The organism is Chromobacterium vaccinii (assembly GCF_001855275.1).
In the GTDB taxonomy this organism is placed as follows: domain Bacteria; phylum Pseudomonadota; class Gammaproteobacteria; order Burkholderiales; family Chromobacteriaceae; genus Chromobacterium; species Chromobacterium vaccinii.
In genome coordinates, this window is sequence record NZ_CP017707.1 from 2,627,239 (window position 1) to 2,646,591 (window position 19,353).

General features: G+C 65.4%; 27 protein-coding genes. 3 read left to right on the plus strand and 24 right to left on the minus strand.

The genetic code is table 11. The features are described 5' to 3' along the window. The first annotated feature begins 6 nt into the window (after positions 1-6). Complete coding sequence (locus tag BKX93_RS12215) at positions 7-690, plus strand: hypothetical protein (protein ID WP_070980008.1); 684 nt, start codon at positions 7-9, stop codon at positions 688-690. Continuing rightward, positions 690-1,478: a TatD family hydrolase gene (locus tag BKX93_RS12220; protein ID WP_070980010.1), complete on the plus strand. Its 789-nt coding sequence runs from the start codon at positions 690-692 to the stop codon at positions 1,476-1,478. Before BKX93_RS12215 ends, BKX93_RS12220 begins: the two co-directional genes overlap by 1 nt. A gap of 66 nt (positions 1,479-1,544) precedes the next feature. On the opposite strand, the gene BKX93_RS12225 is transcribed toward BKX93_RS12220, so the two are convergent. The 22 genes from BKX93_RS12225 to BKX93_RS23735 all read right to left on the minus strand — a co-directional run bounded on the left by BKX93_RS12225 (position 1,545) and on the right by BKX93_RS23735 (position 18,000). Further along, positions 1,545-3,176, minus strand: a complete 1,632-nt coding sequence (locus BKX93_RS12225; RefSeq protein ID WP_070980012.1) for a methyl-accepting chemotaxis protein — start codon at positions 3,174-3,176, stop codon at positions 1,545-1,547. Positions 3,177-3,374: 198 nt separating this feature from the next. Further along, the gene (locus tag BKX93_RS12230) at positions 3,375-3,722 is read right to left on the minus strand and encodes a DUF2069 domain-containing protein (protein ID WP_070980013.1); all 348 of its coding nucleotides are present in this window, start codon (positions 3,720-3,722) and stop codon (positions 3,375-3,377) included. After that, positions 3,719-4,462 (minus strand): twin-arginine translocase subunit TatC, encoded by a 744-nt coding sequence (gene tatC, locus BKX93_RS12235; protein ID WP_021478418.1) that lies wholly within the window; start codon positions 4,460-4,462, stop codon positions 3,719-3,721. The genes BKX93_RS12230 and tatC overlap by 4 nt, the downstream gene beginning before the upstream one ends. Beyond that, on the minus strand, positions 4,459-4,980 hold the full coding sequence (gene tatB, locus BKX93_RS12240) for a Sec-independent protein translocase protein TatB (RefSeq protein WP_046156239.1): 522 nt from the start codon (positions 4,978-4,980) through the stop codon (positions 4,459-4,461). Before tatB ends, tatC begins: the two co-directional genes overlap by 4 nt. A 14-nt stretch (positions 4,981-4,994) precedes the next feature. Beyond that, positions 4,995-5,201, minus strand: a complete 207-nt coding sequence (gene tatA, locus BKX93_RS12245; RefSeq protein WP_021478416.1) for a Sec-independent protein translocase subunit TatA — start codon at positions 5,199-5,201, stop codon at positions 4,995-4,997. Positions 5,202-5,237: 36 nt separating this feature from the next. Beyond that, on the minus strand, positions 5,238-5,561 hold the full coding sequence (locus tag BKX93_RS12250; RefSeq protein ID WP_046156240.1) for a histidine triad nucleotide-binding protein: 324 nt from the start codon (positions 5,559-5,561) through the stop codon (positions 5,238-5,240). A 17-nt stretch (positions 5,562-5,578) separates the two neighbouring features. Next, entirely contained in the window at positions 5,579-5,905 is a 327-nt protein-coding gene (locus BKX93_RS12255; protein ID WP_046156241.1) for a phosphoribosyl-ATP diphosphatase, read from the minus strand. A gap of 135 nt (positions 5,906-6,040) precedes the next feature. Further along, entirely contained in the window at positions 6,041-6,424 is a 384-nt protein-coding gene (gene hisI, locus BKX93_RS12260; protein ID WP_070980015.1) for a phosphoribosyl-AMP cyclohydrolase, read from the minus strand. Beyond that, positions 6,421-7,185: an imidazole glycerol phosphate synthase subunit HisF gene (gene hisF / locus BKX93_RS12265; RefSeq protein ID WP_070980017.1), complete on the minus strand. Its 765-nt coding sequence runs from the start codon at positions 7,183-7,185 to the stop codon at positions 6,421-6,423. The genes hisI and hisF overlap by 4 nt, the downstream gene beginning before the upstream one ends. Before the next feature lie 72 nt (positions 7,186-7,257). Further along, positions 7,258-7,998, minus strand: a complete 741-nt coding sequence (hisA, locus tag BKX93_RS12270; RefSeq protein WP_046156244.1) for a 1-(5-phosphoribosyl)-5-[(5-phosphoribosylamino)methylideneamino]imidazole-4-carboxamide isomerase — start codon at positions 7,996-7,998, stop codon at positions 7,258-7,260. A 21-nt stretch (positions 7,999-8,019) separates the two neighbouring features. Continuing rightward, entirely contained in the window at positions 8,020-8,658 is a 639-nt protein-coding gene (gene hisH, locus BKX93_RS12275) for an imidazole glycerol phosphate synthase subunit HisH (RefSeq protein WP_046156245.1), read from the minus strand. Continuing rightward, on the minus strand, positions 8,655-9,248 hold the full coding sequence (gene hisB, locus BKX93_RS12280) for an imidazoleglycerol-phosphate dehydratase HisB (protein WP_046156246.1): 594 nt from the start codon (positions 9,246-9,248) through the stop codon (positions 8,655-8,657). The genes hisH and hisB overlap by 4 nt, the downstream gene beginning before the upstream one ends. 7 nt (positions 9,249-9,255) lie before the next feature. After that, positions 9,256-10,326, minus strand: a complete 1,071-nt coding sequence (gene hisC, locus BKX93_RS12285; RefSeq protein WP_070980019.1) for a histidinol-phosphate transaminase — start codon at positions 10,324-10,326, stop codon at positions 9,256-9,258. 79 nt (positions 10,327-10,405) lie between these two features. Then, the gene (locus BKX93_RS12290) at positions 10,406-11,392 is read right to left on the minus strand and encodes an ABC transporter substrate-binding protein (RefSeq protein WP_070980020.1); all 987 of its coding nucleotides are present in this window, start codon (positions 11,390-11,392) and stop codon (positions 10,406-10,408) included. Positions 11,393-11,452: 60 nt separating this feature from the next. Beyond that, positions 11,453-12,757: a histidinol dehydrogenase gene (hisD, locus tag BKX93_RS12295; RefSeq protein WP_046167683.1), complete on the minus strand. Its 1,305-nt coding sequence runs from the start codon at positions 12,755-12,757 to the stop codon at positions 11,453-11,455. Positions 12,758-12,847: 90 nt separating this feature from the next. Further along, entirely contained in the window at positions 12,848-13,489 is a 642-nt protein-coding gene (gene hisG / locus BKX93_RS12300; RefSeq protein WP_021478405.1) for an ATP phosphoribosyltransferase, read from the minus strand. A 36-nt stretch (positions 13,490-13,525) separates the two neighbouring features. Then, complete coding sequence (locus BKX93_RS12305; RefSeq protein ID WP_115616176.1) at positions 13,526-14,266, minus strand: flagellar brake protein; 741 nt, start codon at positions 14,264-14,266, stop codon at positions 13,526-13,528. 69 nt (positions 14,267-14,335) lie between these two features. After that, entirely contained in the window at positions 14,336-14,914 is a 579-nt protein-coding gene (locus tag BKX93_RS12310; protein WP_070980022.1) for an SCO family protein, read from the minus strand. Then, positions 14,914-15,813, minus strand: a complete 900-nt coding sequence (locus BKX93_RS12315) for a heme o synthase (RefSeq protein WP_070980024.1) — start codon at positions 15,811-15,813, stop codon at positions 14,914-14,916. Before BKX93_RS12315 ends, BKX93_RS12310 begins: the two co-directional genes overlap by 1 nt. Continuing rightward, positions 15,810-16,841 carry a COX15/CtaA family protein gene (locus tag BKX93_RS12320; RefSeq protein WP_046156253.1) on the minus strand — a complete coding sequence of 344 codons (1,032 nt, stop codon included), beginning with the start codon at positions 16,839-16,841 and terminating at the stop codon, positions 15,810-15,812. The genes BKX93_RS12315 and BKX93_RS12320 overlap by 4 nt, the downstream gene beginning before the upstream one ends. 48 nt (positions 16,842-16,889) lie before the next feature. After that, the gene (locus tag BKX93_RS12325; protein ID WP_046156254.1) at positions 16,890-17,399 is read right to left on the minus strand and encodes a hypothetical protein; all 510 of its coding nucleotides are present in this window, start codon (positions 17,397-17,399) and stop codon (positions 16,890-16,892) included. Beyond that, positions 17,386-18,000 carry an SURF1 family protein gene (locus BKX93_RS23735; protein WP_160298918.1) on the minus strand — a complete coding sequence of 205 codons (615 nt, stop codon included), beginning with the start codon at positions 17,998-18,000 and terminating at the stop codon, positions 17,386-17,388. The genes BKX93_RS12325 and BKX93_RS23735 overlap by 14 nt, the downstream gene beginning before the upstream one ends. 103 nt (positions 18,001-18,103) lie before the next feature. Between BKX93_RS23735 and BKX93_RS12335 the strand changes: the two genes are divergently transcribed. Then, the gene (locus tag BKX93_RS12335; RefSeq protein WP_021478398.1) at positions 18,104-18,301 is read left to right on the plus strand and encodes a DUF2909 family protein; all 198 of its coding nucleotides are present in this window, start codon (positions 18,104-18,106) and stop codon (positions 18,299-18,301) included. 6 nt (positions 18,302-18,307) lie between these two features. On the opposite strand, the gene BKX93_RS12340 is transcribed toward BKX93_RS12335, so the two are convergent. Both BKX93_RS12340 and BKX93_RS23740 read right to left on the minus strand, forming a co-directional pair. After that, positions 18,308-19,165 carry a cytochrome c oxidase subunit 3 gene (locus BKX93_RS12340; protein ID WP_046156255.1) on the minus strand — a complete coding sequence of 286 codons (858 nt, stop codon included), beginning with the start codon at positions 19,163-19,165 and terminating at the stop codon, positions 18,308-18,310. A gap of 10 nt (positions 19,166-19,175) precedes the next feature. Beyond that, complete coding sequence (locus tag BKX93_RS23740) at positions 19,176-19,352, minus strand: DUF2970 domain-containing protein (RefSeq protein WP_082107175.1); 177 nt, start codon at positions 19,350-19,352, stop codon at positions 19,176-19,178. Between the last annotated feature and the right edge of the window lies 1 nt (position 19,353).

The following is a 19,353-nucleotide window of genomic DNA, read 5'->3' on the forward strand; positions in this document are numbered from 1 at the left end:
GCCCCGATGCCACGCCCGCTCACCATCGCCAGCCTGCTCTGCCTGTCGCTGACCACCCTGCCCTGCCATGCCGAAGACGACAAGGATCTCGACCTGTCCATCAGCACCGAGCTGATGACGCGGCAAACCTCATACGGCAATTCGTCGCGGCTGCAGCCCAGTGTGGACCTGCAATACCGCACCCGTTTCGGCGCGCTGTACGTGCAGGACGGCGAAGGCGGCTGGGCGCTGCCGGCGCCCGCGGGATGGGTGTCGCTGGGCGTAGCCAACGAGCCGGCCTGGAGTCTGGGCGGCGGGGTGTCGCAAAGCCTGGCGCTGGCGCGCTACGGCTTCGATCTGCCGCGCGACGGCAGCCTGTCCTTCGGCTACGCCAGCCGCATCGGCGACAGCCATCCCGGCCAGTTGCTGGTAGCCACGCTGGACGCGCCGCTGGGCGACTGGATGGGCCAGAAGTTTTCAGTGCTGGGCTGGGCCAGCCTGGCCAACCAGAAGCGCCGGCTGGGTTTGAATCACCATGACGACGGATCTGGCTGGCAGCTGGAGCAAAGCAATCTCTTGCTGGTGATGTCGCACCCGCTCTCCCGCCACTGGACGCTGGATCTGGGCGCCGGCAGCCGCTGGGCCGCGGAAAACACCGGCGAGCATACCGCCGGCTGGCAGACGCTGCTGGGCTTCACCTGGAAACTGTGATGCGTTTCGATCCGCTGCCGGCCGAAGACTGCCTGATAGACAGCCACTGCCATCTGGACGCGCCGGAGCTCGCGCCGGACGTGGACGGCGTGGCGGCGCGCGCGCGCGCGGCGGGCGTCGGCCAGCTGCTGGTGCCTGCAGTGACGGCCGGCACCTTCGATGACGTGCTGGCGATGCGCGAGCGCTACGGCTGCTGGATCGCCTTCGGCCTGCATCCCATCTACCTGGACCGGCATCTGGACGAGCATCTGGCCCAGCTGGACGAGTACCTGGCGCGGCATGCGCCGGCCGCCGTCGGCGAGATCGGCCTGGACTTCTACCTGCCGGAGCTGGACCCGGCGCGGCAGGAGGCGCTGCTGGTCGAACAGCTGAAGCTGGCCCGCAAACACGGCCTGCCGGTGGTATTGCACGTCCGGCGCTCCGTAGACCGGGTGTTGAAGCATCTGCGCGAGCAGAAGATCGAATGCGGCATCGCCCATGCCTTCAACGGCAGCGAGCAGCAGGCGCAAGCCTTCATCCGCCAGGGCTTCAAGCTGGGCTTCGGCGGCGCGATGACCTATAGCGGCTCGCGCCGCATCCGAGCGCTGGCCGCCACCCTGCCGCTCTCCAGCCTGGTGCTGGAAACCGACGCGCCGGACATTCGCCCCGAGTACGCCCAAAACGTCCCCAACGAGCCATTCCAGCTGGCCCGTTTCGTCGAAGTGCTGGCTGAGTTACGCGGCATCCAGACCGCGCCGCTGCGGCGCGCGCTGCGCGACAACACGCTGGCGGCGCTGGCCCTGCGCTGACGCGCTGGCAGACAAAAAGCCCCGGCACGCAGCCGGGGCTTTCGTTTGTCACCGCGCGCGCCGGACTCAGGTGCGGAACCGCTGCAGGCAGGCGTCCAGCTCCTCGGACAGGCCGCTCAGCTCGGTGGCCAGCTTGCTGGCCTCGGTGGCCGCCTCGGTGGTCTGGCCGTTCATCTGCGCGATCTGCTCGACATTGCGCGCCACCGACTGACTGGCCAGGCTCTGTTCCTTGATCGCATTGGCGATGTCGGCGATGCGTTGCACCGATTGCTCGGCCAGCTCGCGGATCTGGCCCAGCGCGTCGGCGACGCTGGAGGCGCTGACCACGCCGTTCTCGATGCGGCTGTTGGCCTGCTGCATGCTCTGGTAGGCGCGCTGAGTGTCGGCCAGCACGCCGTCGATGTGGCTGGATATCTCGGTGGTGGCCTGGCTGGTGCGTTCCGCCAGCTTGCGCACCTCGTCCGCCACCACCGCGAAGCCCCGCCCCATCTCGCCGGCGCGCGCCGCCTCGATCGCCGCGTTCAGCGCCAACAGATTGGTCTGCTCGGCGATGTCGTGGATGACGCGGACGATGTCGCTGATGTCGGACGAGCGCTGGTTCAAGCCGTCCATCACGGTCGCGGTCTCGGTGATGGTGGTGGCGATCTGGCGAATCTCGCCGGCCGCCTTCTGCGCCAGCTCGGTGCCGGCGCTGGCTTGCTCCATGGTCAGCCTCGCCTGGCGCTCGACGTCCTGGGTGCTGTCGGCCACCAGATTGATGCTGACCGACATCTGCTCGATCGCCGCCGCGCCGCTGGACGCCGCCTCCGACTGGTGAACGGAAGCCGACGACACGTGCTCGCTGACGCCGGACAGCTGTCCGGCCGCTTTCGCCAAGCTGGCGGAGTGCTGCTGCGACTCCTCGACAACCGACCTCACGCTGTCCACCAGCTTGCCCAGCGAGCCGCCTACGCTGCCCAATTCATTCTGGCCGAAATCCGGCAATTGCAAACGCAGATTGCGCTGGTCGGCCAGCTCCTGGCTGGCGTCGCGCATTTTCAGCAGCGGCTGGCGGATCGAGGAGATGATGTACCAGGCGAACAAGACGCCGACGCCCAGCGCGATGATGATCTCGGTCATCAACTGGCTGCGCACCGCGGTGGCGGTGGCGTCGATCTGATCGTCCAGCAGGCCGACGGCGTCGGCCGCGGCCTTGGCCAGCTCCTCGGCCGTGCCTTCCATCTGGTGGATATTTTCCTTGTACTTGTCCAGCTCGTGGTTGGCGTCGGCGGTGGACACCAGTTGCTTGCCCTCCACCTGGGCCGACACCTTGCCGAAACCGTCGGCGTAGCCGGCCAGCAACGTGCCGAGCTTGGCCAGTTTCTGGCTGGCGCCGTCATCCAGCGGATGGCCGCCCGCCTGCTGGATCGACTTCTGCGCGCCAGCCAGCGCGTCCTTCCACTTGCCCTGGTACTCGGTGCGCTTGGCGTCGCTGGCGATATTGATGAAATAGTCTTTCTCGAAACGGCGCAGATTGCCCATGCTCCGCTGCAATTCGACGATGTCCGTGTAGAACACCAGTTCCTGCGAACTGACCTCCGCCACCCGACGGGTGATCTTGTTCAGTCCCAGCTGCGTGAACACGCCGGTGAGAATCAGGGCCGCCAATAGCAGCCCGAAGCCGAGGGTAATCCTGGCCGCGATGGAAAAATTCCGCATTGTTACTTCCCCACACCCGATGAGATGAAAGTGGCCGGGCTGAGCCCGGTCCGTTTTGTGCAGCGATTTTAGATGAGCGCCCCGCCGGCCTGCCAGCCGCGGCATTCTGAACAGCTAAACTCACGCGATATCAGTGGCAAAAAGCTCAAAAAAAAACCAGCATCATGGGATGCCGGTCTTCCTTGATTCTGGCGAGCCTCAGGCCTTGAGCTTCTTGAAGCTCCTGGCGTATCCCAATACACAGATGAAGAATAGTGTACTAATCAGGACTTCACACCATGCCAATCGCTGCGACAGGCCATGGTCGGCCCAGCCACGCATCACACCCTCGATGAAAAATCCCAGGATGAACATGCTCGACCACTGGTAGGTATAGAGCCGCCCCGCCAGGATGCCGCGCAGCGGCAGCAGCGACAGCAAGGCCTTGAACGCCAGAAAGGAGCCGCCGGCGCGCAGCGGCGCCAGCCACAGCTCCCAGGCCAGCGTCAGCGCGATCAGGGCGATCAGCGCGGCGGACGCGCCGGCGCGGCAGGCTTCGCGGCTCATGGCGCGCTCTCCGCCTGTTCGCGGGCCCGCGCCTTGCGCTCCAGCAGCGCCGCCACCAGCACGCCGGCCTCGAACAGCAGCCACAGCGGCACCGCCAGCATCGTTTGCGACAACACGTCCGGCGGCGTGACGATGGCCGCGACGACGAAGGCGCCGACGATCACATAAGGCCGCGCCTCGCGCAGCTTGGCTACCGTCACCACGCCCATCCGCGTCAACAGCACCACCACCACCGGCACCTCGAACGTGGTGCCGAAAGCCAGGAACATGCCCAGGACAAAGGACAGGTACTTGTCGATATCGGTCATCATGCTGACGCCGGCGGGCGTCACCGCCGACATGAAGTGGAACACCACCGGGAACACCAGGAAATAAGCGAAGGCCATGCCGGTGAGGAACAGCAAGAGGCTGGCCAGCACCAATGGCAGCACCAGCTTCTTCTCGTGGCTGTACAGGCCGGGCGCGACAAAGGCCCAGATCTGGTACAGCGTGTTGGGCAGCGAGACCAGGAAGGCCACCAGCATGGTCACCTTCATCGGCACGAAGAAGGTGGACGTCACCTCCGTGGCGATCATGCTGCCGCCCTGGGGCAACGCGTCCAGCAACGGCTTGGCCAGCAGATGGTAGATGTCGGACGACCAGTGGAACAGCCCCAGAAACGCCAGGGCGATGCCGAGCAGCGCGCGCACCAGCCGGGTGCGCAGCTCGATCAGGTGCGCGAGCAGCGGTTGTTCGTTCATTCGCGGGCTTGTGTTGCGGAAGGTTGGGAGGCGGGCCTGCTCGGCGAAACGTCGTCGAACAGGTCCAGCTGGTTTTCGTCGCGCGGCGGGACATCGGCTTGCGCGGCCGGAGCGGCCTCGGGCGGATGCGCCTCGGCTTCATGAGCCTCGGCCTCCGCGTCCGGCGCGGGTCCGCCGTGTATCGTGCGCTCGGCCTCATGGAAAGGCTCTGCCGCCTCACCGGCCAGCGCGCGCGCGTCGGCGGCGCCCTGGTCTATCGTGTCGCGGACCTGCTGCACCTCGGCCTCCAGTTGGCCGCGGAAGCTTTGCGCCGCCTCCTGCAGGTCTTGCCGGATGGAATCCAGCCCCTGCAGATTGGCTTGCTGCTGCATGTCCGCCTTCACATTGGCGACGAAGCGCTGGGCGCGGGCCAGCAGCGCGCCGACGGTGCGCGCCACCGCGGGCAGGCGCTCCGGGCCCAGCACCACCAGCGCCACCACGCCGATCAGGGCGAATTCGCCGAAACTGATGTCAAGCACGCCGCGTCACCACGTCATTTCTTGTCGGCTTCGCCGTCAATGATGCGGCCGGCGTCCTTGGCCGGCGGCTGGCCTTCCTTGGCGCCTTCGTTCATGCCTTCCTTGAAGCCCTTGACCGCGTTGCCGAGGTCCTTGCCGATGCCGGGCAGCTTCCTGGTGCCGAACACCAATACCACGATCAGCAGCACGATCAGCCAATGCCAGATGCTCAGAGAACCCATTGTGACTCTTCCTTGATGAAAAAACGGGAGCCGCGCTCAGCCCTTGTGGCCGAACACATGCACGTGCAGATGGAATACTTCCTGGCCGCCGCCGCGGCCGGTGTTGATGCCGGTCTTGAAGCCGGACTCCAGGCCCTGCTCCTTGGCCAGCCGGGGCGCCAGCGTCAGAATCTTGCCCAGCACCGCCTCGTGCTCGGGGCCGCAATGGGCCAGCGAGTCGACGTGGCGCTTGGGGATGATCATGAAATGCACCGGCGCGATCGGACGGATGTCGTGGAAGGCCAGCACGTCTTCATCTTCGTAAACCTTGTTGGCGGGAATCTGGCCCGCCACGATCTTGCAGAAAAGGCAATCGCTCATCGTGAGTGTTCCGTCATTCAGGCTGTGGGTTTGCGCGCGGCCTTCTCGTCCAGGCCGGAAATGCCCTCGCGGCGATGCAGCTCCATCACCACGTCTTCCGGACGCAGGCCATGATATGCCAACAGCACCATGGTATGGAACCACAAGTCGGCCACTTCGCGCACCAGATGCAGCTTGTCCTTGTCCTTGGAGGCCATCAGCGTCTCCGCCGCCTCTTCCGCCACCTTCTTCAGGATGGCGTCTTCGCCCTTGTGGAACAGCGAAGCCACATAAGACGATTGCGGCGCCGCCTCGCGCCGGGCCTCCAGCGTATCGGCTATGTTCTTCAACACATCCGGGGTCATATCCTTATCCTTTCGAACCCTTTGCAGGCTCTGATGCCCGCCAGCCTTCCAGTATACGGCTCGGGCATGACATTCTGGCAAAACCGGTCCGCCATTGTAACCCGGCCGGGGGCGCCGGCGTTGACCGGCCGCAATTCAGGGATGGTAGATGGCGCGCGGGTCTTTCAGCACCGCGTCCACCGTCGTCCAGCCGCCGTTCTCGAAGCGGCGGTAGAAACAGCTCTCCCGTCCGGTGTGACAGGCGATGCCGCCGATTTGTTCGATCTGCATCACGATCACATCGCCATCGCAATCCAGGCGCAGCTCGCTGACGTTTTGCAAATGGCCGGACTCCTCGCCCTTCTTCCACAGCTTTTGCCGCGAGCGGCTCCAGTAGTGGGCGATGCCGGTATCGGCGGTGAGCTGCAGGCTTTCGCGGTTCATCCACGCCACCATCAGCACCCGGCCGCTGGCCGCGTCCTGGGCGATGGCCGTGACCAGGCCCTTGTCGTCCCACTTCACCTCGTCCAGCCAGCTCATAGCCTCACCTCGATTCCCGCGTCGCGCATCGCCTGCTTGGCTTCCGTCACCGTGTATTCGCCGAAATGGAAGATGCTGGCCGCCAGCACCGCGTCGGCATGGCCTTCCTTCACCCCGGCTACCAGGTGCTGCAGATTGCCGACGCCGCCGGAGGCGATGACGGGGATGTTCACCGCGTCCGACACCGCGCGCGTCAGCGGCAGGTTGAAGCCGGCCTTGGTGCCGTCGCGGTCCATGCTGGTGAGCAGGATTTCGCCGGCGCCCAGTTGCTGCATCTTGCGCGCCCATTCGACGGCGTCCAGCCCGGTGCGGTTGCGGCCGCCGTGGGTGAAGATTTCCCAGCGGTCGTTCTCCGGCGTCACCGCCTTGGCGTCCAGCGCGACGACGATGCACTGGTTGCCGAAGTGATCGGAGGCTTCGCGCACGAACTCGGGGTTGGTCACCGCCGCGGTATTGATGCTGACCTTGTCCGCGCCGGCGTTGAGCAGGCGGCGGATGTCGGCGACGCTGCGCACGCCGCCGCCGACAGTCAGCGGGATGAACACCTGCTCGGCCACCGCCTCGATAACGTGCAGGATGATGTCGCGCTGGTCGGAGCTTGCGGTGATGTCGAGGAAGGTCAGCTCGTCGGCGCCCTGCTCGTTGTAGCGACGGGCGATTTCCACCGGGTCGCCGGCGTCGCGCAGGCCCAGGAAGTTGACGCCCTTGACCACGCGGCCGGCGGTCACGTCCAGACAGGGGATGATGCGTTTGGCAAGCATGTGCGTTTCCAGAAAGCTTCAGGCGCGCCGAAGCGGCGGGACATGCCCGCCGCTTCGGCGCGGTCAGCCGGCTCAGCCGGCCAGTTCGTCCGCCAGCGTTTGCGCGGCGGCGAAATCGATGCTGCCCTCGTAGATGGCGCGGCCGGTGACCGCGCCCTCCACGCCCTCGTCCGCCACCGCGCACAGCGCGCGGATGTCGTCGAGGTTGGTCAGTCCGCCGGAGGCGATCACCGGAATGGTCAGCGCCTGCGCCAGCTTGACGGTGGCTTCGATGTTGACGCCGGTCATCATGCCGTCGCGGCCGATGTCGGTGTAGATCACCGAGTTGACGCCGTAGTCCTCGAAGCGCTTGGCCAGATCGATCACGTTATGGTTGGTGATCTTGGCCCAGCCGTCGATGGCCACCATGCCGTCCTTGGCGTCCAGGCCGACGATGACCTGGCCGGGAAAGGCGTCGCAGGCGTCGTGCAGGAAGCCCGGCGTCTTCACCGCGGCGGTGCCGATGATCACGTAGGACAAACCCATGTCGAGGTAGGCCTCGATGGTGTCCAGATCGCGGATGCCGCCGCCCAGCTGCACCGGCATGTCGGTGCCGACCTCGCCGAGGATGTCGCGGATCACCGACAAGTTTTTCGGCTTGCCGGCGAAGGCGCCGTTCAAGTCCACCAGATGCAGGCGTCGCGCGCCCTGGTCGCGCCAGTGGGCGGCAACCTTGACCGGATCGTCGGAGAAAATGGTGGCGTCGTCCATTGCGCCCTGTCTCAGGCGCACGCATTGACCGTCTTTCAGGTCTATCGCGGGTATCAGCAGCATGGTGCTAGGTGTATTCGTAAGTTAGACATTGCCGTCCCAGGCCAGGAAATTCTTCATCATCAGAAGTCCGGCCCGGTGGCTCTTTTCGGTGTGAAACTGCGTGGCGAATATGTTGCCACGCCCGACGATGCAAGCAAACCGCTGCGGATAATCGCTTTCCGCGAGCGTAAGCGCCGCGTCGGCCGGCGCGAAATGGTAGCTGTGGACGAAATAGAAGCGCTCGCCGTCGGCGATGCCGGCGAACAAGGGATGGGACCGGGTCTGGTACACCTGGTTCCAACCCATGTGCGGCACTTTCAGGCGCTCGCCGCCGGCGACGAGATCGTCGGCGAAACGCCGCACGTCGCCCGGGAACAGGCCCAGGCCGGCGGTGTCGCCTTCCTCGCTATGTTCGAACAATAGCTGCGCGCCGACGCAGATTCCAAAAAACGGCTTGTTCTGCGTGGTTTCACGGACCGCCTCGGCCAGACCGTGGCGGTTCAGCTCGCGCATGCAGTCGGGCATCGCGCCCTGACCGGGGAAGACCACCTTGTCGGCCTTCACCACCGCTTCCGGGTCGCGAGTCAGGAAAATATCGGCGCCGTTTTCGTTGGCGGCCTGCAGGGACTTCAGCACCGAGTGCAGATTGCCCATGCCGTAATCAATCACTGCGACCTTCATGCCGACAGCGTCCCTTTGGTGGACGGCGTGATGCCGGCCATGCGCTCATCGTGCTCGCAAGACATGCGCAGCGCGCGGCCGAAAGCCTTGAAGATGGTCTCGGCCTGATGGTGGCTGTTGTGGCCGCGCAGATTGTCGATGTGCAGGGTAATCATGCTGTGATTGACGAAGCCGTGGAAAAATTCGGAGAACAGGTCCACATCGAACTGGCCGATGCTGGCGCGGGTGTAGTCGACGTTGTAGACCAGGCCTGGACGGCCGGACAGATCGATCACCACCCGGCTCAGCGCCTCGTCCAGCGGCACGTAGGCGTGGCCGTAGCGGCGGATGCCCTTCTTGTCGCCGATGGCCTGGGCGAAAGCCTGGCCCAGCGTGATGCCGATATCCTCCACCGTGTGGTGGGCATCGATATGCAGGTCGCCCACCGCCTTGACGTCCAGATCGATCAGGCCGTGGCGGGCGATCTGGTCCATCATGTGGTCGAGGAAGGGCACGCCGGTTTCAAAGCGGCCGACGCCGGTGCCGTCCAGATTCAGGCTGACGGTGATCTGGGTTTCCAGCGTGTTGCGGGTGACAGTTGCGGTTCTCATTGCGGCTTCAGGCGAAAAAACGTTGGATGGCGGACAGCAGCGCGGCGTTTTCGTCCGGACTGCCCACGGTCAGGCGCAGGCAGTTAGCCAGCAGCGGGTGGCTGCCGTGCAGCTGCTTGATCAGGATGCCGGACGCCTTCAAGTGCTGAAACAGGGCCGGCGCGTCCAGCGCGCGGACGGTGACGAAATTGGCCTCGGACGGAAACGCCGCCAGTTGAGGCAAGGCGGCCAGCGCCGCCGACAGTTTCGCGCGCTCGGCGCGCAGCTCGGCCGCCTGGCGGTTGAACACGTCCAGGTGCTTCAGGGCGAAACGGGCGGCGGCGAGGGTCAGCACATTGACGTTGTACGGCGGCCGCACCTTGTTCAGCTGCTCGATCCACGCCGGACTGGCCGCGGCGTAGCCAAGGCGGATGCCGGCCAGGCCCAGCTTGGACAGCGTGCGCATCACCAGCAGGTTGCCCAGCTCGCCGGCCAGGTCCATGAAGCTGTCGGAGGCGAAGCTCTGATAGGCCTCGTCCACCACCACCAGCCCCGGCGCGGCGCGGCAGATCGCCATCACCTCGTCGCGGGCGTAGCGCGGCCCGGTGGGATTGTTGGGGTAGGACACGAACACCACCGCCGGCTGCTCGCGCTCGATGGCGGCGAGCGTGGCCGGCAGATCCAGCGTGAAATCACCGTTCAGCGGCACGCCGACGTACTGCAGGCCGGAGAACAGCGCGTTCATCTTGTACATCACGAACGACGGCTCCAGCGCCAGCAGCTTGGCGCCGGGACGCGCCAGCGCCTGGGAGACCAGCGTGATCAGCTCGTCCGAACCGTTGCCCAGCACGATGTCTGCCGCCGCCGGAATGGCGAAGGCGGCGCGCAGATCGTCTTTCAGGCCGCCGCCGTTGGCGTCCGGATAGCGATTCAGCGCCACCTGGGCCAGCTCGGCGGCCAGCTCATGCTGCAGCTCGACCGGCAGCGGCCACGGGTTTTCCATCGCGTCCAGCTTGATGAAGCCGGAGGCGTCGGCCACATGGTAGGCCCCGATGGCGGCGATCTCGGGCCGCACCAGTTGTTGCACAGTCAGTTTCATGTCTCTTTCTCGCCCCTTGCCGGCCGCGCGGCGCGCGCCAGGCCGGAACGTCCATCCTACAAGTTTCGCGGGTTTTGGGCTACTCGACCCAATGCGCCTTGCGCGCCACCTGCGGCGGCAGCGACAGGCCGGAACGCGCCAGCTCGCTGCGACTGAACAGGTATTCGCCTTCCGACGGCGTGACCGGGAACAATGAGGACAGGCTGCGGCTCTCGAACAGCGTCGCCTGCGCCATCCGCGCAGCCTCCAGCCCCTGCTCGCGCCCGGTCAGCACCCGGCCACCTATGGCCTTGCCCTTGCCCACCGCGAAATTCCAGAACGCGAACATCGGCAATTTGCTGTTGGCCGTGGTCCAGCGCATCACTTCGTCGCTAGGCACGACCTTGCCGTTGTCGTCACGCAGCGTGAAATACAATCCTACCCAGATCGCCTGGTAGCGCTGCGGCGCCTGCAGGACACGCTGCTGCCACTCGGCGAAGGTGTAGGGCAGCGCGATGTCGACATCTATGCCGCCCAACCGGATGTTGTCCCGGCCGACGAAGGCTTCGTCGCGGATGATGCGCGAAGTCAGGTCGCTGTCGAACAGGGCCAGCGCGCGCTTCAAGCCGGGCACCATGCGCCCCAGCTCGAAAATATTGCGCAGGATCAGCGGCCGCTCCAGCACGCCGCTGATATTGCTCGGCGTGGACTGGAAATAGTTGCGCGGATTGTTGTTGATGCCGAGATAGATGACCGGAACGCCGGCCTCGGCCAGCTTGCTCCCCACCAGTTGTAACGCGGCATCGTCGCCGACGATGACAAGATCGGGCTGGAAAGCCGCGATGCGCTTGCGCGCCTCCTCAACCCGGATCAGCACTTGGTCTCGCGGCAGGCGCTTGCTGTCCAGCGCATACACCGCCAGTTCGCACCGCCCGGACAGCTTCTCGTACAGCGCCGCGCGGTAGTCATGATCCCACTGGTAATCGCTGTGATAACTCTCCAGCAGGAACACCTTCTTTTCCGCGCCGAACGCCGCCGCGGCCAAGCACAGCAGGCCAACCGCCAGCCATACGCCTATCCTCGCCATCGCTCCCACTCCTCCGCCGGCCTTGCCAGCTTTCAGGGTAGAGGACGGCGCGGAAATGCCCTAGCCCGGCTTCCCATCCTCCAGCCGCAGCTCGGCGGCGCGGGCGTGAGCGGTCAGGCCCTCGCCGTGCGCCAGCAGGCTGGCGATGCGGCCCAGCTTCTGCGCGCCCGCCTGCGACACGCGGATCAGGCTGCTGCGCTTCTGGAAGTCGTAGACGCCCAGCGGGCTGGCGAAACGCGCGGTGCGGCTGGTCGGCAACACGTGGTTGGGGCCGGCGCAGTAGTCGCCCAGGCTCTCCGAGGTGAAGCGACCCATGAAGATGGCGCCGGCGTGGCGCAATTGCGACAGCAGGGCTTCCGGATCGGCCACCGACAGTTCCAGATGCTCCGGCGCGATATAGTTGCTGATCTCGCAGGCTTCGGCCAGATCGCGCACCTCGATCAGCGCGCCGCGGTTGGCGAGGCTCTGCTCGATGATGGCGCGGCGCGGCATGGACGGCAGCAGCCTGGCGATGCTGGCCTCCACCTTGGCGATATAGTCCGCCGACGGGCACAGCAGGATGGCTTGGGCGATCTCGTCGTGCTCAGCCTGGCTGAACAGGTCCATCGCCACCCAGTCGGGCGGCGTGTCGCCGTCGCAGATCACCAGAATCTCCGACGGGCCGGCCACCATGTCGATGCCGACCACGCCGAACACCCGGCGCTTGGCTGCGGCGACGTAGGCGTTGCCCGGACCGGTGATCTTGTCCACCTGCGGCACGGTCTCGGTGCCGTAGGCCAGCGCAGCCACCGCCTGAGCGCCGCCGCAGGTGAACACCTTGTCGACGCCGGCGATATAGGCCGCGGCCAGCACCAGGTCGTTGCGCTCGCCGCCCGGCGTCGGCACCACCATGATGATTTCGCCGACGCCGGCCACCTTGGCCGGCAGCGCGTTCATCAGCACCGAGCTCGGATAGGCGGCCTTGCCCCCCGGCACGTAGATGCCGACGCGGTCCAGCGCCGTCACCTGCTGGCCCAGCAAGGTGCCGTCTTCGTCCTCATAGCTCCAGCTGTGCGCCAGCTGCTTCTCGTGGTAGCGGCGCACGCGGTCGGCGGCGGCGGACAGCGCGTCGCGCACATCGGCCGGCAGACGTCCCCACGCGGCTTCCAGCTGCTCGCGGCTGAGCGTCAGGTCGGCCATGCCCGCCGCCTGCATGCGGTCGAAACGGTTGGTGTACTCCACCAACGCCGCGTCGCCGCGATGATGGACATCGGCGCAGATGGACGCCACGGCGGCGTCGACTGCGGGGTCCTGCGCGGTTTCGAAGGCCAGCAGCGCTTTCAGGCGCGCGGCGAAGTCGGGCTGGGAGGAGGACAGTTTCAACATGATGATTCTCTGATGCTTGGAGCTTGAAGAATGGGGAACGCCGGCCGCCGGCAATCGGTTGACCGGCGGCGCGTCATGAGTTGGAAACGGTCAGGCCGGCACGGCGCCGGCGAAAGCGTCCAGCACCGGCTGGATCGCGTCGTATTTGAGCTTCAGCGCGGCCTGGTTCACCACCAGGCGCGAGCTGATGTCGATAATGTGCTCGACCGCCTCCAGCTTGTTGGCGCGCAGCGTGCCGCCGGTGGACACCAGGTCGACGATGGCGTCGGCCAGACCAACCAGCGGCGCCAGCTCCATCGAGCCGTACAGCTTGATGATGTCGACGTGCACGCCCTTCTTGGCGAAATGCTCGCGGGCGATCTGCGGATATTTGGTGGCGATCTTCAGCCGCGCGCCGCGGCGCACCGCCGCGTCGTAATCGAAGCCTTCCTGCACCGCCACCATCATCTTGCATTTGGCGATGTTGAGGTCCAGCGGCTGGTACAGGCCGGCGCCGCCATGCTCGATCAGCACGTCGCGGCCGGCGATGCCGAGATCGGCCGCGCCGTACTGCACATAGGTGGGCACGTCGGACGCGCGCACGATCACCAGTTGCACGTCCGGGTGGTTGGTGCCGATGATCAGCTTGCGCGAGGATTCCGGATTTTCCGCCGGCACGATGCCGGCAGCCGCCAGCAAGGGCAGCGTTTCTTCAAAGATGCGGCCCTTGGACAGGGCAATGGTCAGCTTCATGATGTTCTACTGCGAAAAGGATTTCGATAAGTCCGGTCAACCCACCATCGCGCGGCGTTCGCGCTCGAGGAAGCCGACATAACGCTGGATGATGGTTTCCATCGGCGGCGTCAGGTTGAGATAGGAGCATCCCACCCGCATCGCCTCGTTGCCGTTGCGCATCCGCGCGGTCAGCCGGTGGCGCACCTCGACGCCCAGCGAGAGCGTGCCGAACGGTTTCAGGTCGATCGAGCACTGGCGGTACTGCTGGCCGATGTCGAAGCCTGGCGTATCGACGCCCGGCAGCCACAGGCTCAGGCCGCCCAGGCTGATGTCGAACAGCGCGAGATCGATCTCCCGCTGGCCGAAATCGCTGATATGGCAAAAAATCGGCTGGCCCAGCGGCGTCTGGATGCGGAAAAATTCGCGCCGCTGCAGCTTGATCACCTGCTCCGGCAGCCGGCACTGGAAGGCCGGCCGGTTATCCATCGTCACCCGGCTGATCTGGCCGGTGACGAACTGGGTCTTCACGCCCTCGGGAGAACAGACGAAGACATTGCGCTCGCTGTTCAGGACCTGGGTATTGGTTTCTTCCTCAGCGCCCCAGTCGAAGATGAAAACGCCGGCCTGGTAATCCACCTCCAACAGCCGGGTCAGAATGAAGTTTTTACCCTTGTTGGCAAAAACCGTCACCATATGGCCGTGCTTGGCGATATTGGTCAGATGCTGCGCGATCTCGGTCGGCGAGCTCAGGGTGAACTTGGCCAGATCCAGCGGCTGATGTGAACTTGCCGGCATGGCTGGCGTATTGTCGTTGCTCACGATATTCCGGCCTTCATGTCTGCGGGGTTGAGTGATACGCCAAGTTTAGCGTAACAACTGCCGGATATCAGAAGCAAGGTTGGCCGCCGGGGTGCCGTAGGCCTCGTACACCCTGAGCTTGCCTTCCTTGTCCAGCAGATAGGAACCGGCGCTGTGGTCGACGGTGTAGCCGCCCTCCTCGTTCTTCACCTTCTGCGCGACAACCTTGTACTGCTTCATCACCTTTTCGATGTCGCCGGCAGCGCCGGTCAGGCCGATGAAGCGCTTGTCGAAATGCGGCACGTAGCCGGACAGCACCTGGGGCGTATCCCGCTCGGGATCGACGCTGACGAACATCACCTGCACCTTGTCGCCGTCGGCGCCCAACTGCTTCATCACCGACGCGTACTCCAGCATCGTGGTCGGGCAAACGTCGGGACAGCTGGTATAGCCGAAGAACAGCGCCACCACCTTGCCGCGGAATTCATCCAGGCCGCGGGGCTTGCCGTGGAAATCGGTCAGCTTGAAATCGCCTCCCATCGAGGCATCCTCGATGGCGGTGCCCTTGAAATCGATTTTCTGGGCGCAGGCGGACAAAACCAACGCGGCGAACAAGCCTAGCAGGCACTTCAGGAGTCGGGACATCAGCTCAATGGAATCAGGTAGTAATGGTCAAGCAAAAGCGCCGCGAACAGCCAGGTCAGATACCAGATGGACCAAGCGAACAGGCGGCGCGCCAAAGTGTCAGCATACTGGCGATGCAGCCTGACGGCAAGGAACAACAATCTGCCGTCCAGCAGCAAAACCGCGCCAAGATATATTGCCCCCGCCTCGCCCAGCGCCACCGGCAACAGCGTGACCGCCGTCAGCAAAAAACCGTACAACACAATGGACAGCGTCGTGTAGCGCTGGCCATGGGTGACCGGCAGCATCGGCAAGCCGGCGCGGGCGTAATCGTCGCGCCGGTACAGCGCCAGCGCCCAGAAATGCGGCGGCGTCCAGGTGTAGATGATCAGGAACAGCACCAGCGCGAACGCGTCGATTTCGCCGTTGACCGCCACCCAGCCCAGCACCGGCGGCATCGCGCCGCTGGCGCCGCCGATCACGATGTTCTGCGGCGTGTTCGGCTTGAGCAACAAGGTGTAGACAATGGCGTAGCCGACAAAAGTTCCCAGGGTCAGCCAGGCGGTCAACGCGTTGCAGCAGGCCAGCAGCAGCGCCAGCCCCATGCCGCCGACCGCCAGCGCCGCCAGCAGCGTCTCCCGCGCGCCTATCTCGCCGGTGGCCGTGGCCCGCCAGGCGGTGCGCCGCATCCTGACATCAACGCCGCGCTCCACCAGGCAGTTGACCATGGCCGCCGCGCCGGCCACCAGCGCGATGCCCAGCGTGGCCGGCGCCACCACCGCGGCATCCGGCACGCCCGGGCTGGCGAGGAACATGCCGATCACCGCGCAGAACACGATCAGCGCCACCACCCGCGGCTTGGACAGCTGCCACAAGGCGTAGGCGTGTTGCCGCCACAGCGGCAGGCCGACGGCGCTCATCGCCCCTCTCCCGGCCCGCTCAAACGCTCGTGATGGAAAAACGGCAGCCTCGGCCAGGCCACGCGCCGTCGCGCCGCCTCCTTCTCATGCAGCCGGGACAACAGCAGCAAGGACGTCGCCAGCAGCAAGGCCGCGCCGGCGTTATGCGCCACCGCCAGCGGCAACGGCAGTTGCAGCAGCACATTGGCGATGCCCAGACCCACCTGGACCGCCCATGCCATCCCCAGGCACAGCAGGTGCCGCCGCAACGCTGGCTCCCGCCAGCCCAGCCACAGCAGCGACAGCAGCAGCAGAGACACCAGCAGCGCGCCCAGCCGGTGCAGCCAATGTATGGTCACCAGGCTGGCGAAATCGAGCAGGCTGCCGTCCGGCGCCTCGCCGAGTTCTCGCAACAGATGGAAGGCGTGATCGAAACGCAGCGCCGGCCAGCTTTCGCCGTTGCAGGCGGGAAAGCCCTGGCAAGCCAGCGCCGCGTAATTGCTGGACACCCAGCCGCCCAGCGCCAGTTGCAGCGCCAATGCCGAGACCAGCCAAGCGGCAAGCCTGACTTGCCTTGCGGGAACGGCGACGGGCGGCAAGCCCGGGGACAAGGCCATCCAGACGAGAATCTGCAGCACCGCCATGCCGCCCAACAGATGGGAAGTGACAATGACGGGCTTGAGCAGCAAGGTGACGGTCAGCATGCCCAACAGGCCCTGCAGGCCCAGCACCGCCAGCAACAGCCCCGCCGGCAGACGCTGGCGCCTTTCCCGCCAGGCCCGCCAGGCGATCAGCGCGATCAGCGCGCCCAGGCTGCCTGCCAGATAGCGGTGCAGCATCTCGCGCCAGGCCTTGCCCAGACTGACCGGTCCTTCCGGCGACAGCGCCTGGGCCTGGAGTATGCTGTCGGCCGCGTGCGACGGCGAAATCTGGCCGTAGCAGCCCGGCCAGTCCGGGCACCCGAGGCCCGCGTGGGACAATCTGACATAGGCGCCGAACGGCACCACGACGACGGCCAGCAGCAAAGCCAGCCAAACCAGTTTCCGCATGGCGAGCGCCCCCCCAGTGCACAGCGTGTCCGCCGGTCAGCCGCCGGCTCAGCCCAGCCCGTTGTTCACCTTCAACACCTTGGCCACTTCATCGATGATCAGGCGCGGATCCGCGCCGTCCCGATAGAACATCACCTGATTGCCCAGCGGATCGACCAGATAAAAGCCCAGGTTGCCGGCCGGCAAGGCCGACTCCGTCGAATGCGGCAGCCGGTGCGGCACATCCAGCCGCGGCGCCTGCTCCGAAACCTGCAAGGCCACTCTGGTCAGGCGACCAGCCGCTTCGCCCTGCGCCCTTTCTATCTGGCGCATCGCATGCCAGCGCTGCTGGCAACGCCCATGGCACTCCGTGCCCAATACCGCCGCCAGCACCCACTTTCCACGCGGCCATTGCGGCTGCGCCGCGGCGGCGAAAGGATGGGTGGGCAGCAATTGACCATAGCTGCGCCCGCCCTGGGGCGGCAACAACCAATAAGCCAACAACGCGGCCAGCACCGGCGCCAGGCACAGCAAGCCCATCGCCAGCAACGCCACCCGCCCCCGGTTAATGGATTTCATGCCTGCGCCTCCACATCAGCCAGCTGGCGCCGCTGATGCAGACGCCCAGCAGGAGCCATTGCAGCGCGTAAGCATAGTGGCGGTCTGGCATGAACTCCGGCACCACCGGCCAGTGCAACAGCGGCTCAGGGGAGCTTTCCAGCACCACCACGCCCTGGAACCAATGCCCGGGGTAGCGGCGGCGCAAGACCGCTTCGTCCACCGCGTCGACAGGACCTTCGGCGCCCTTGACCGCGCCAGACAGCACGAAATGGCGCGGCGTCGGCATCCGATAGCCCTGGGCCTGCACCTGCTCCGGCCGGAAAGCCGGCACGGGAGCGCCGTCGACCAGCCATCCCAGATCCAGCAACACCAGAGAACGATCGTCCCCCTGCCGCCAGGGCTGAAGGATGCGCCTCCCTGCCTGGCCGGCCATGAAGCTGTTGCGCAGCTCGATCACCGGTCCGGCCGGCTCGGCCCGGTTCAGCCTGACCCGGGTGAACTCCGGCGGCGGCTCCGCTTCGCGGTAGACCAAATCCACCGGCGCCACGCTCATCGCGCTGGTCAGTGAGTTCAGCAGCGCCTCCTTGTCTTGCCCCCTTTGCCACTGCCATACTGCCAATACATATGGTAATAAATTGATTACCAAAAGAAACAGCCACAGCGTTCGTTGCCATTTAGACTGCGGCTTGTGTTCCGGATCAGTTTGCGTGGAGGATACGGTCATGAAACTCGTCATCCTGTTGTTGCTTGCCTGTATCGTCCTGGCCCTGTTCTGGGGCTTGACCGGGCTGATGAAGGCCGAGCACGGCTCTCAGCGCCTGGTGCGCTCCCTGACCCTGCGGGTGGGACTGTCCATTGGATTATTCCTGCTGCTGTTGCTGGGCGCGCTGTTCGGCTGGTGGCGCCCGCACCATGTCTGATTTCCCTCATAGCCAGTAAACGAAGATAAACAGCAGCAGCCACACCACGTCCACAAAGTGCCAGTACCAGCTGGCCGCCTCGAAAGCGAAATGGTGATGGGCGTCGAAATGCCCGTTCATGCTGCGCAGCCACACCACGAACAGGATGATGGACCCCAGCAGCACATGCAGGCCATGGAAACCGGTCAGCATGAAAAAAGTCATGCCGTACGCGCCCGAAGCCAGCGTCAGGTTCAGCTTGCTGAAGGCGTGCCCATACTCGTGCATCTGCAAGGCCAGGAAGGTGCAGCCCAGCACCACGGTCAACAGCAGCCCCAGCGTGAACTGGCTTCTCTTCTCCTGCAGCAGTCCCCAATGCGCCCAGGTGACGGTGGCGCCTGAACTCAACAAAATCATCGTATTCAGCGACGGCAAGCCCCAGGCTTCCATCGCCTGATAAGCCTGGGTGATGCCCGGGCCGGTGGACAACGGCCAGGACGCTTCGAAATCCGGGTACAGGATCTTGTAGTCCAGCGATCCCAGCTCCGGCACCGACACCGTTCTCACCCAGAACAGCGCGCCGAAGAACGCGCCGAAGAACATCACCTCGGAGAAAATGAACCAGCCCATGCCCCAGCGGAAGGACATGTCCTCTCGCCCCAGATAGACGCCGAGCCGGCTTTCCCGGATCACGTCGCCGAACCAGCCCACCAGCATCGCCACCAGGATCAGCATCCCGAGCGCCAGCGACACCTTGCCCAGCAGCATCCCGTTGACGGCGAACGCCGCGCCCAGGCCGATGCAGAACAACGCCAGCGAACCCACCATGGGCCAGCGCGACGGCGTCGGCACGAAATAACGGTCCTGTTCTTCTACGCTTGCCATCTCACTCCTCCTAGCGGGTCACCCAGGACACCAGCAGCAGCAGGGCTGCGATCAGCCCTGCCGCCAGCGCCAGCGCGGTGATGATCAATTGCCACGGTTTGAGCGCTTGGTCGGCCTGGGAAGCCGCTCCCTTGCGCACGCCGATGAAGGCACCCAGCACCGCCTTGACTCCTTGCCCCCAGCTCATG

What these genes read in the sequence shown, in the direction of transcription:
- BKX93_RS12215 (WP_070980008.1), top strand. Translation starts at nt 7, where the DNA reads ATGCCACGCCCGCTCACCATCGCCAGCCTGCTCTGCCTGTCGCTGACC.
- BKX93_RS12220 (WP_070980010.1), top strand. Translation starts at nt 690, where the DNA reads ATGCGTTTCGATCCGCTGCCGGCCGAAGACTGCCTGATAGACAGCCAC.
- BKX93_RS12225 (WP_070980012.1), bottom strand. Translation starts at nt 3,176, where the DNA reads ATGCGGAATTTTTCCATCGCGGCCAGGATTACCCTCGGCTTCGGGCTG.
- BKX93_RS12230 (WP_070980013.1), bottom strand. Translation starts at nt 3,722, where the DNA reads ATGAGCCGCGAAGCCTGCCGCGCCGGCGCGTCCGCCGCGCTGATCGCC.
- tatC (WP_021478418.1), bottom strand. Translation starts at nt 4,462, where the DNA reads ATGAACGAACAACCGCTGCTCGCGCACCTGATCGAGCTGCGCACCCGG.
- tatA (WP_021478416.1), bottom strand. Translation starts at nt 5,201, where the DNA reads ATGGGTTCTCTGAGCATCTGGCATTGGCTGATCGTGCTGCTGATCGTG.
- BKX93_RS12250 (WP_046156240.1), bottom strand. Translation starts at nt 5,561, where the DNA reads ATGAGCGATTGCCTTTTCTGCAAGATCGTGGCGGGCCAGATTCCCGCC.
- BKX93_RS12255 (WP_046156241.1), bottom strand. Translation starts at nt 5,905, where the DNA reads ATGACCCCGGATGTGTTGAAGAACATAGCCGATACGCTGGAGGCCCGG.
- hisI (WP_070980015.1), bottom strand. Translation starts at nt 6,424, where the DNA reads ATGAGCTGGCTGGACGAGGTGAAGTGGGACGACAAGGGCCTGGTCACG.
- hisF (WP_070980017.1), bottom strand. Translation starts at nt 7,185, where the DNA reads ATGCTTGCCAAACGCATCATCCCCTGTCTGGACGTGACCGCCGGCCGC.
- hisA (WP_046156244.1), bottom strand. Translation starts at nt 7,998, where the DNA reads ATGCTGCTGATACCCGCGATAGACCTGAAAGACGGTCAATGCGTGCGC.
- hisH (WP_046156245.1), bottom strand. Translation starts at nt 8,658, where the DNA reads ATGAAGGTCGCAGTGATTGATTACGGCATGGGCAATCTGCACTCGGTG.
- hisB (WP_046156246.1), bottom strand. Translation starts at nt 9,248, where the DNA reads ATGAGAACCGCAACTGTCACCCGCAACACGCTGGAAACCCAGATCACC.
- hisC (WP_070980019.1), bottom strand. Translation starts at nt 10,326, where the DNA reads ATGAAACTGACTGTGCAACAACTGGTGCGGCCCGAGATCGCCGCCATC.
- BKX93_RS12290 (WP_070980020.1), bottom strand. Translation starts at nt 11,392, where the DNA reads ATGGCGAGGATAGGCGTATGGCTGGCGGTTGGCCTGCTGTGCTTGGCC.
- hisD (WP_046167683.1), bottom strand. Translation starts at nt 12,757, where the DNA reads ATGTTGAAACTGTCCTCCTCCCAGCCCGACTTCGCCGCGCGCCTGAAA.
- hisG (WP_021478405.1), bottom strand. Translation starts at nt 13,489, where the DNA reads ATGAAGCTGACCATTGCCCTGTCCAAGGGCCGCATCTTTGAAGAAACG.
- BKX93_RS12305 (WP_115616176.1), bottom strand. Translation starts at nt 14,266, where the DNA reads ATGCCGGCAAGTTCACATCAGCCGCTGGATCTGGCCAAGTTCACCCTG.
- BKX93_RS12310 (WP_070980022.1), bottom strand. Translation starts at nt 14,914, where the DNA reads ATGTCCCGACTCCTGAAGTGCCTGCTAGGCTTGTTCGCCGCGTTGGTT.
- BKX93_RS12315 (WP_070980024.1), bottom strand. Translation starts at nt 15,813, where the DNA reads ATGAGCGCCGTCGGCCTGCCGCTGTGGCGGCAACACGCCTACGCCTTG.
- BKX93_RS12320 (WP_046156253.1), bottom strand. Translation starts at nt 16,841, where the DNA reads ATGCGGAAACTGGTTTGGCTGGCTTTGCTGCTGGCCGTCGTCGTGGTG.
- BKX93_RS12325 (WP_046156254.1), bottom strand. Translation starts at nt 17,399, where the DNA reads ATGAAATCCATTAACCGGGGGCGGGTGGCGTTGCTGGCGATGGGCTTG.
- BKX93_RS12335 (WP_021478398.1), top strand. Translation starts at nt 18,104, where the DNA reads ATGAAACTCGTCATCCTGTTGTTGCTTGCCTGTATCGTCCTGGCCCTG.
- BKX93_RS12340 (WP_046156255.1), bottom strand. Translation starts at nt 19,165, where the DNA reads ATGGCAAGCGTAGAAGAACAGGACCGTTATTTCGTGCCGACGCCGTCG.
- BKX93_RS23740 (WP_082107175.1), bottom strand. Translation starts at nt 19,352, where the DNA reads ATGAGCTGGGGGCAAGGAGTCAAGGCGGTGCTGGGTGCCTTCATCGGC.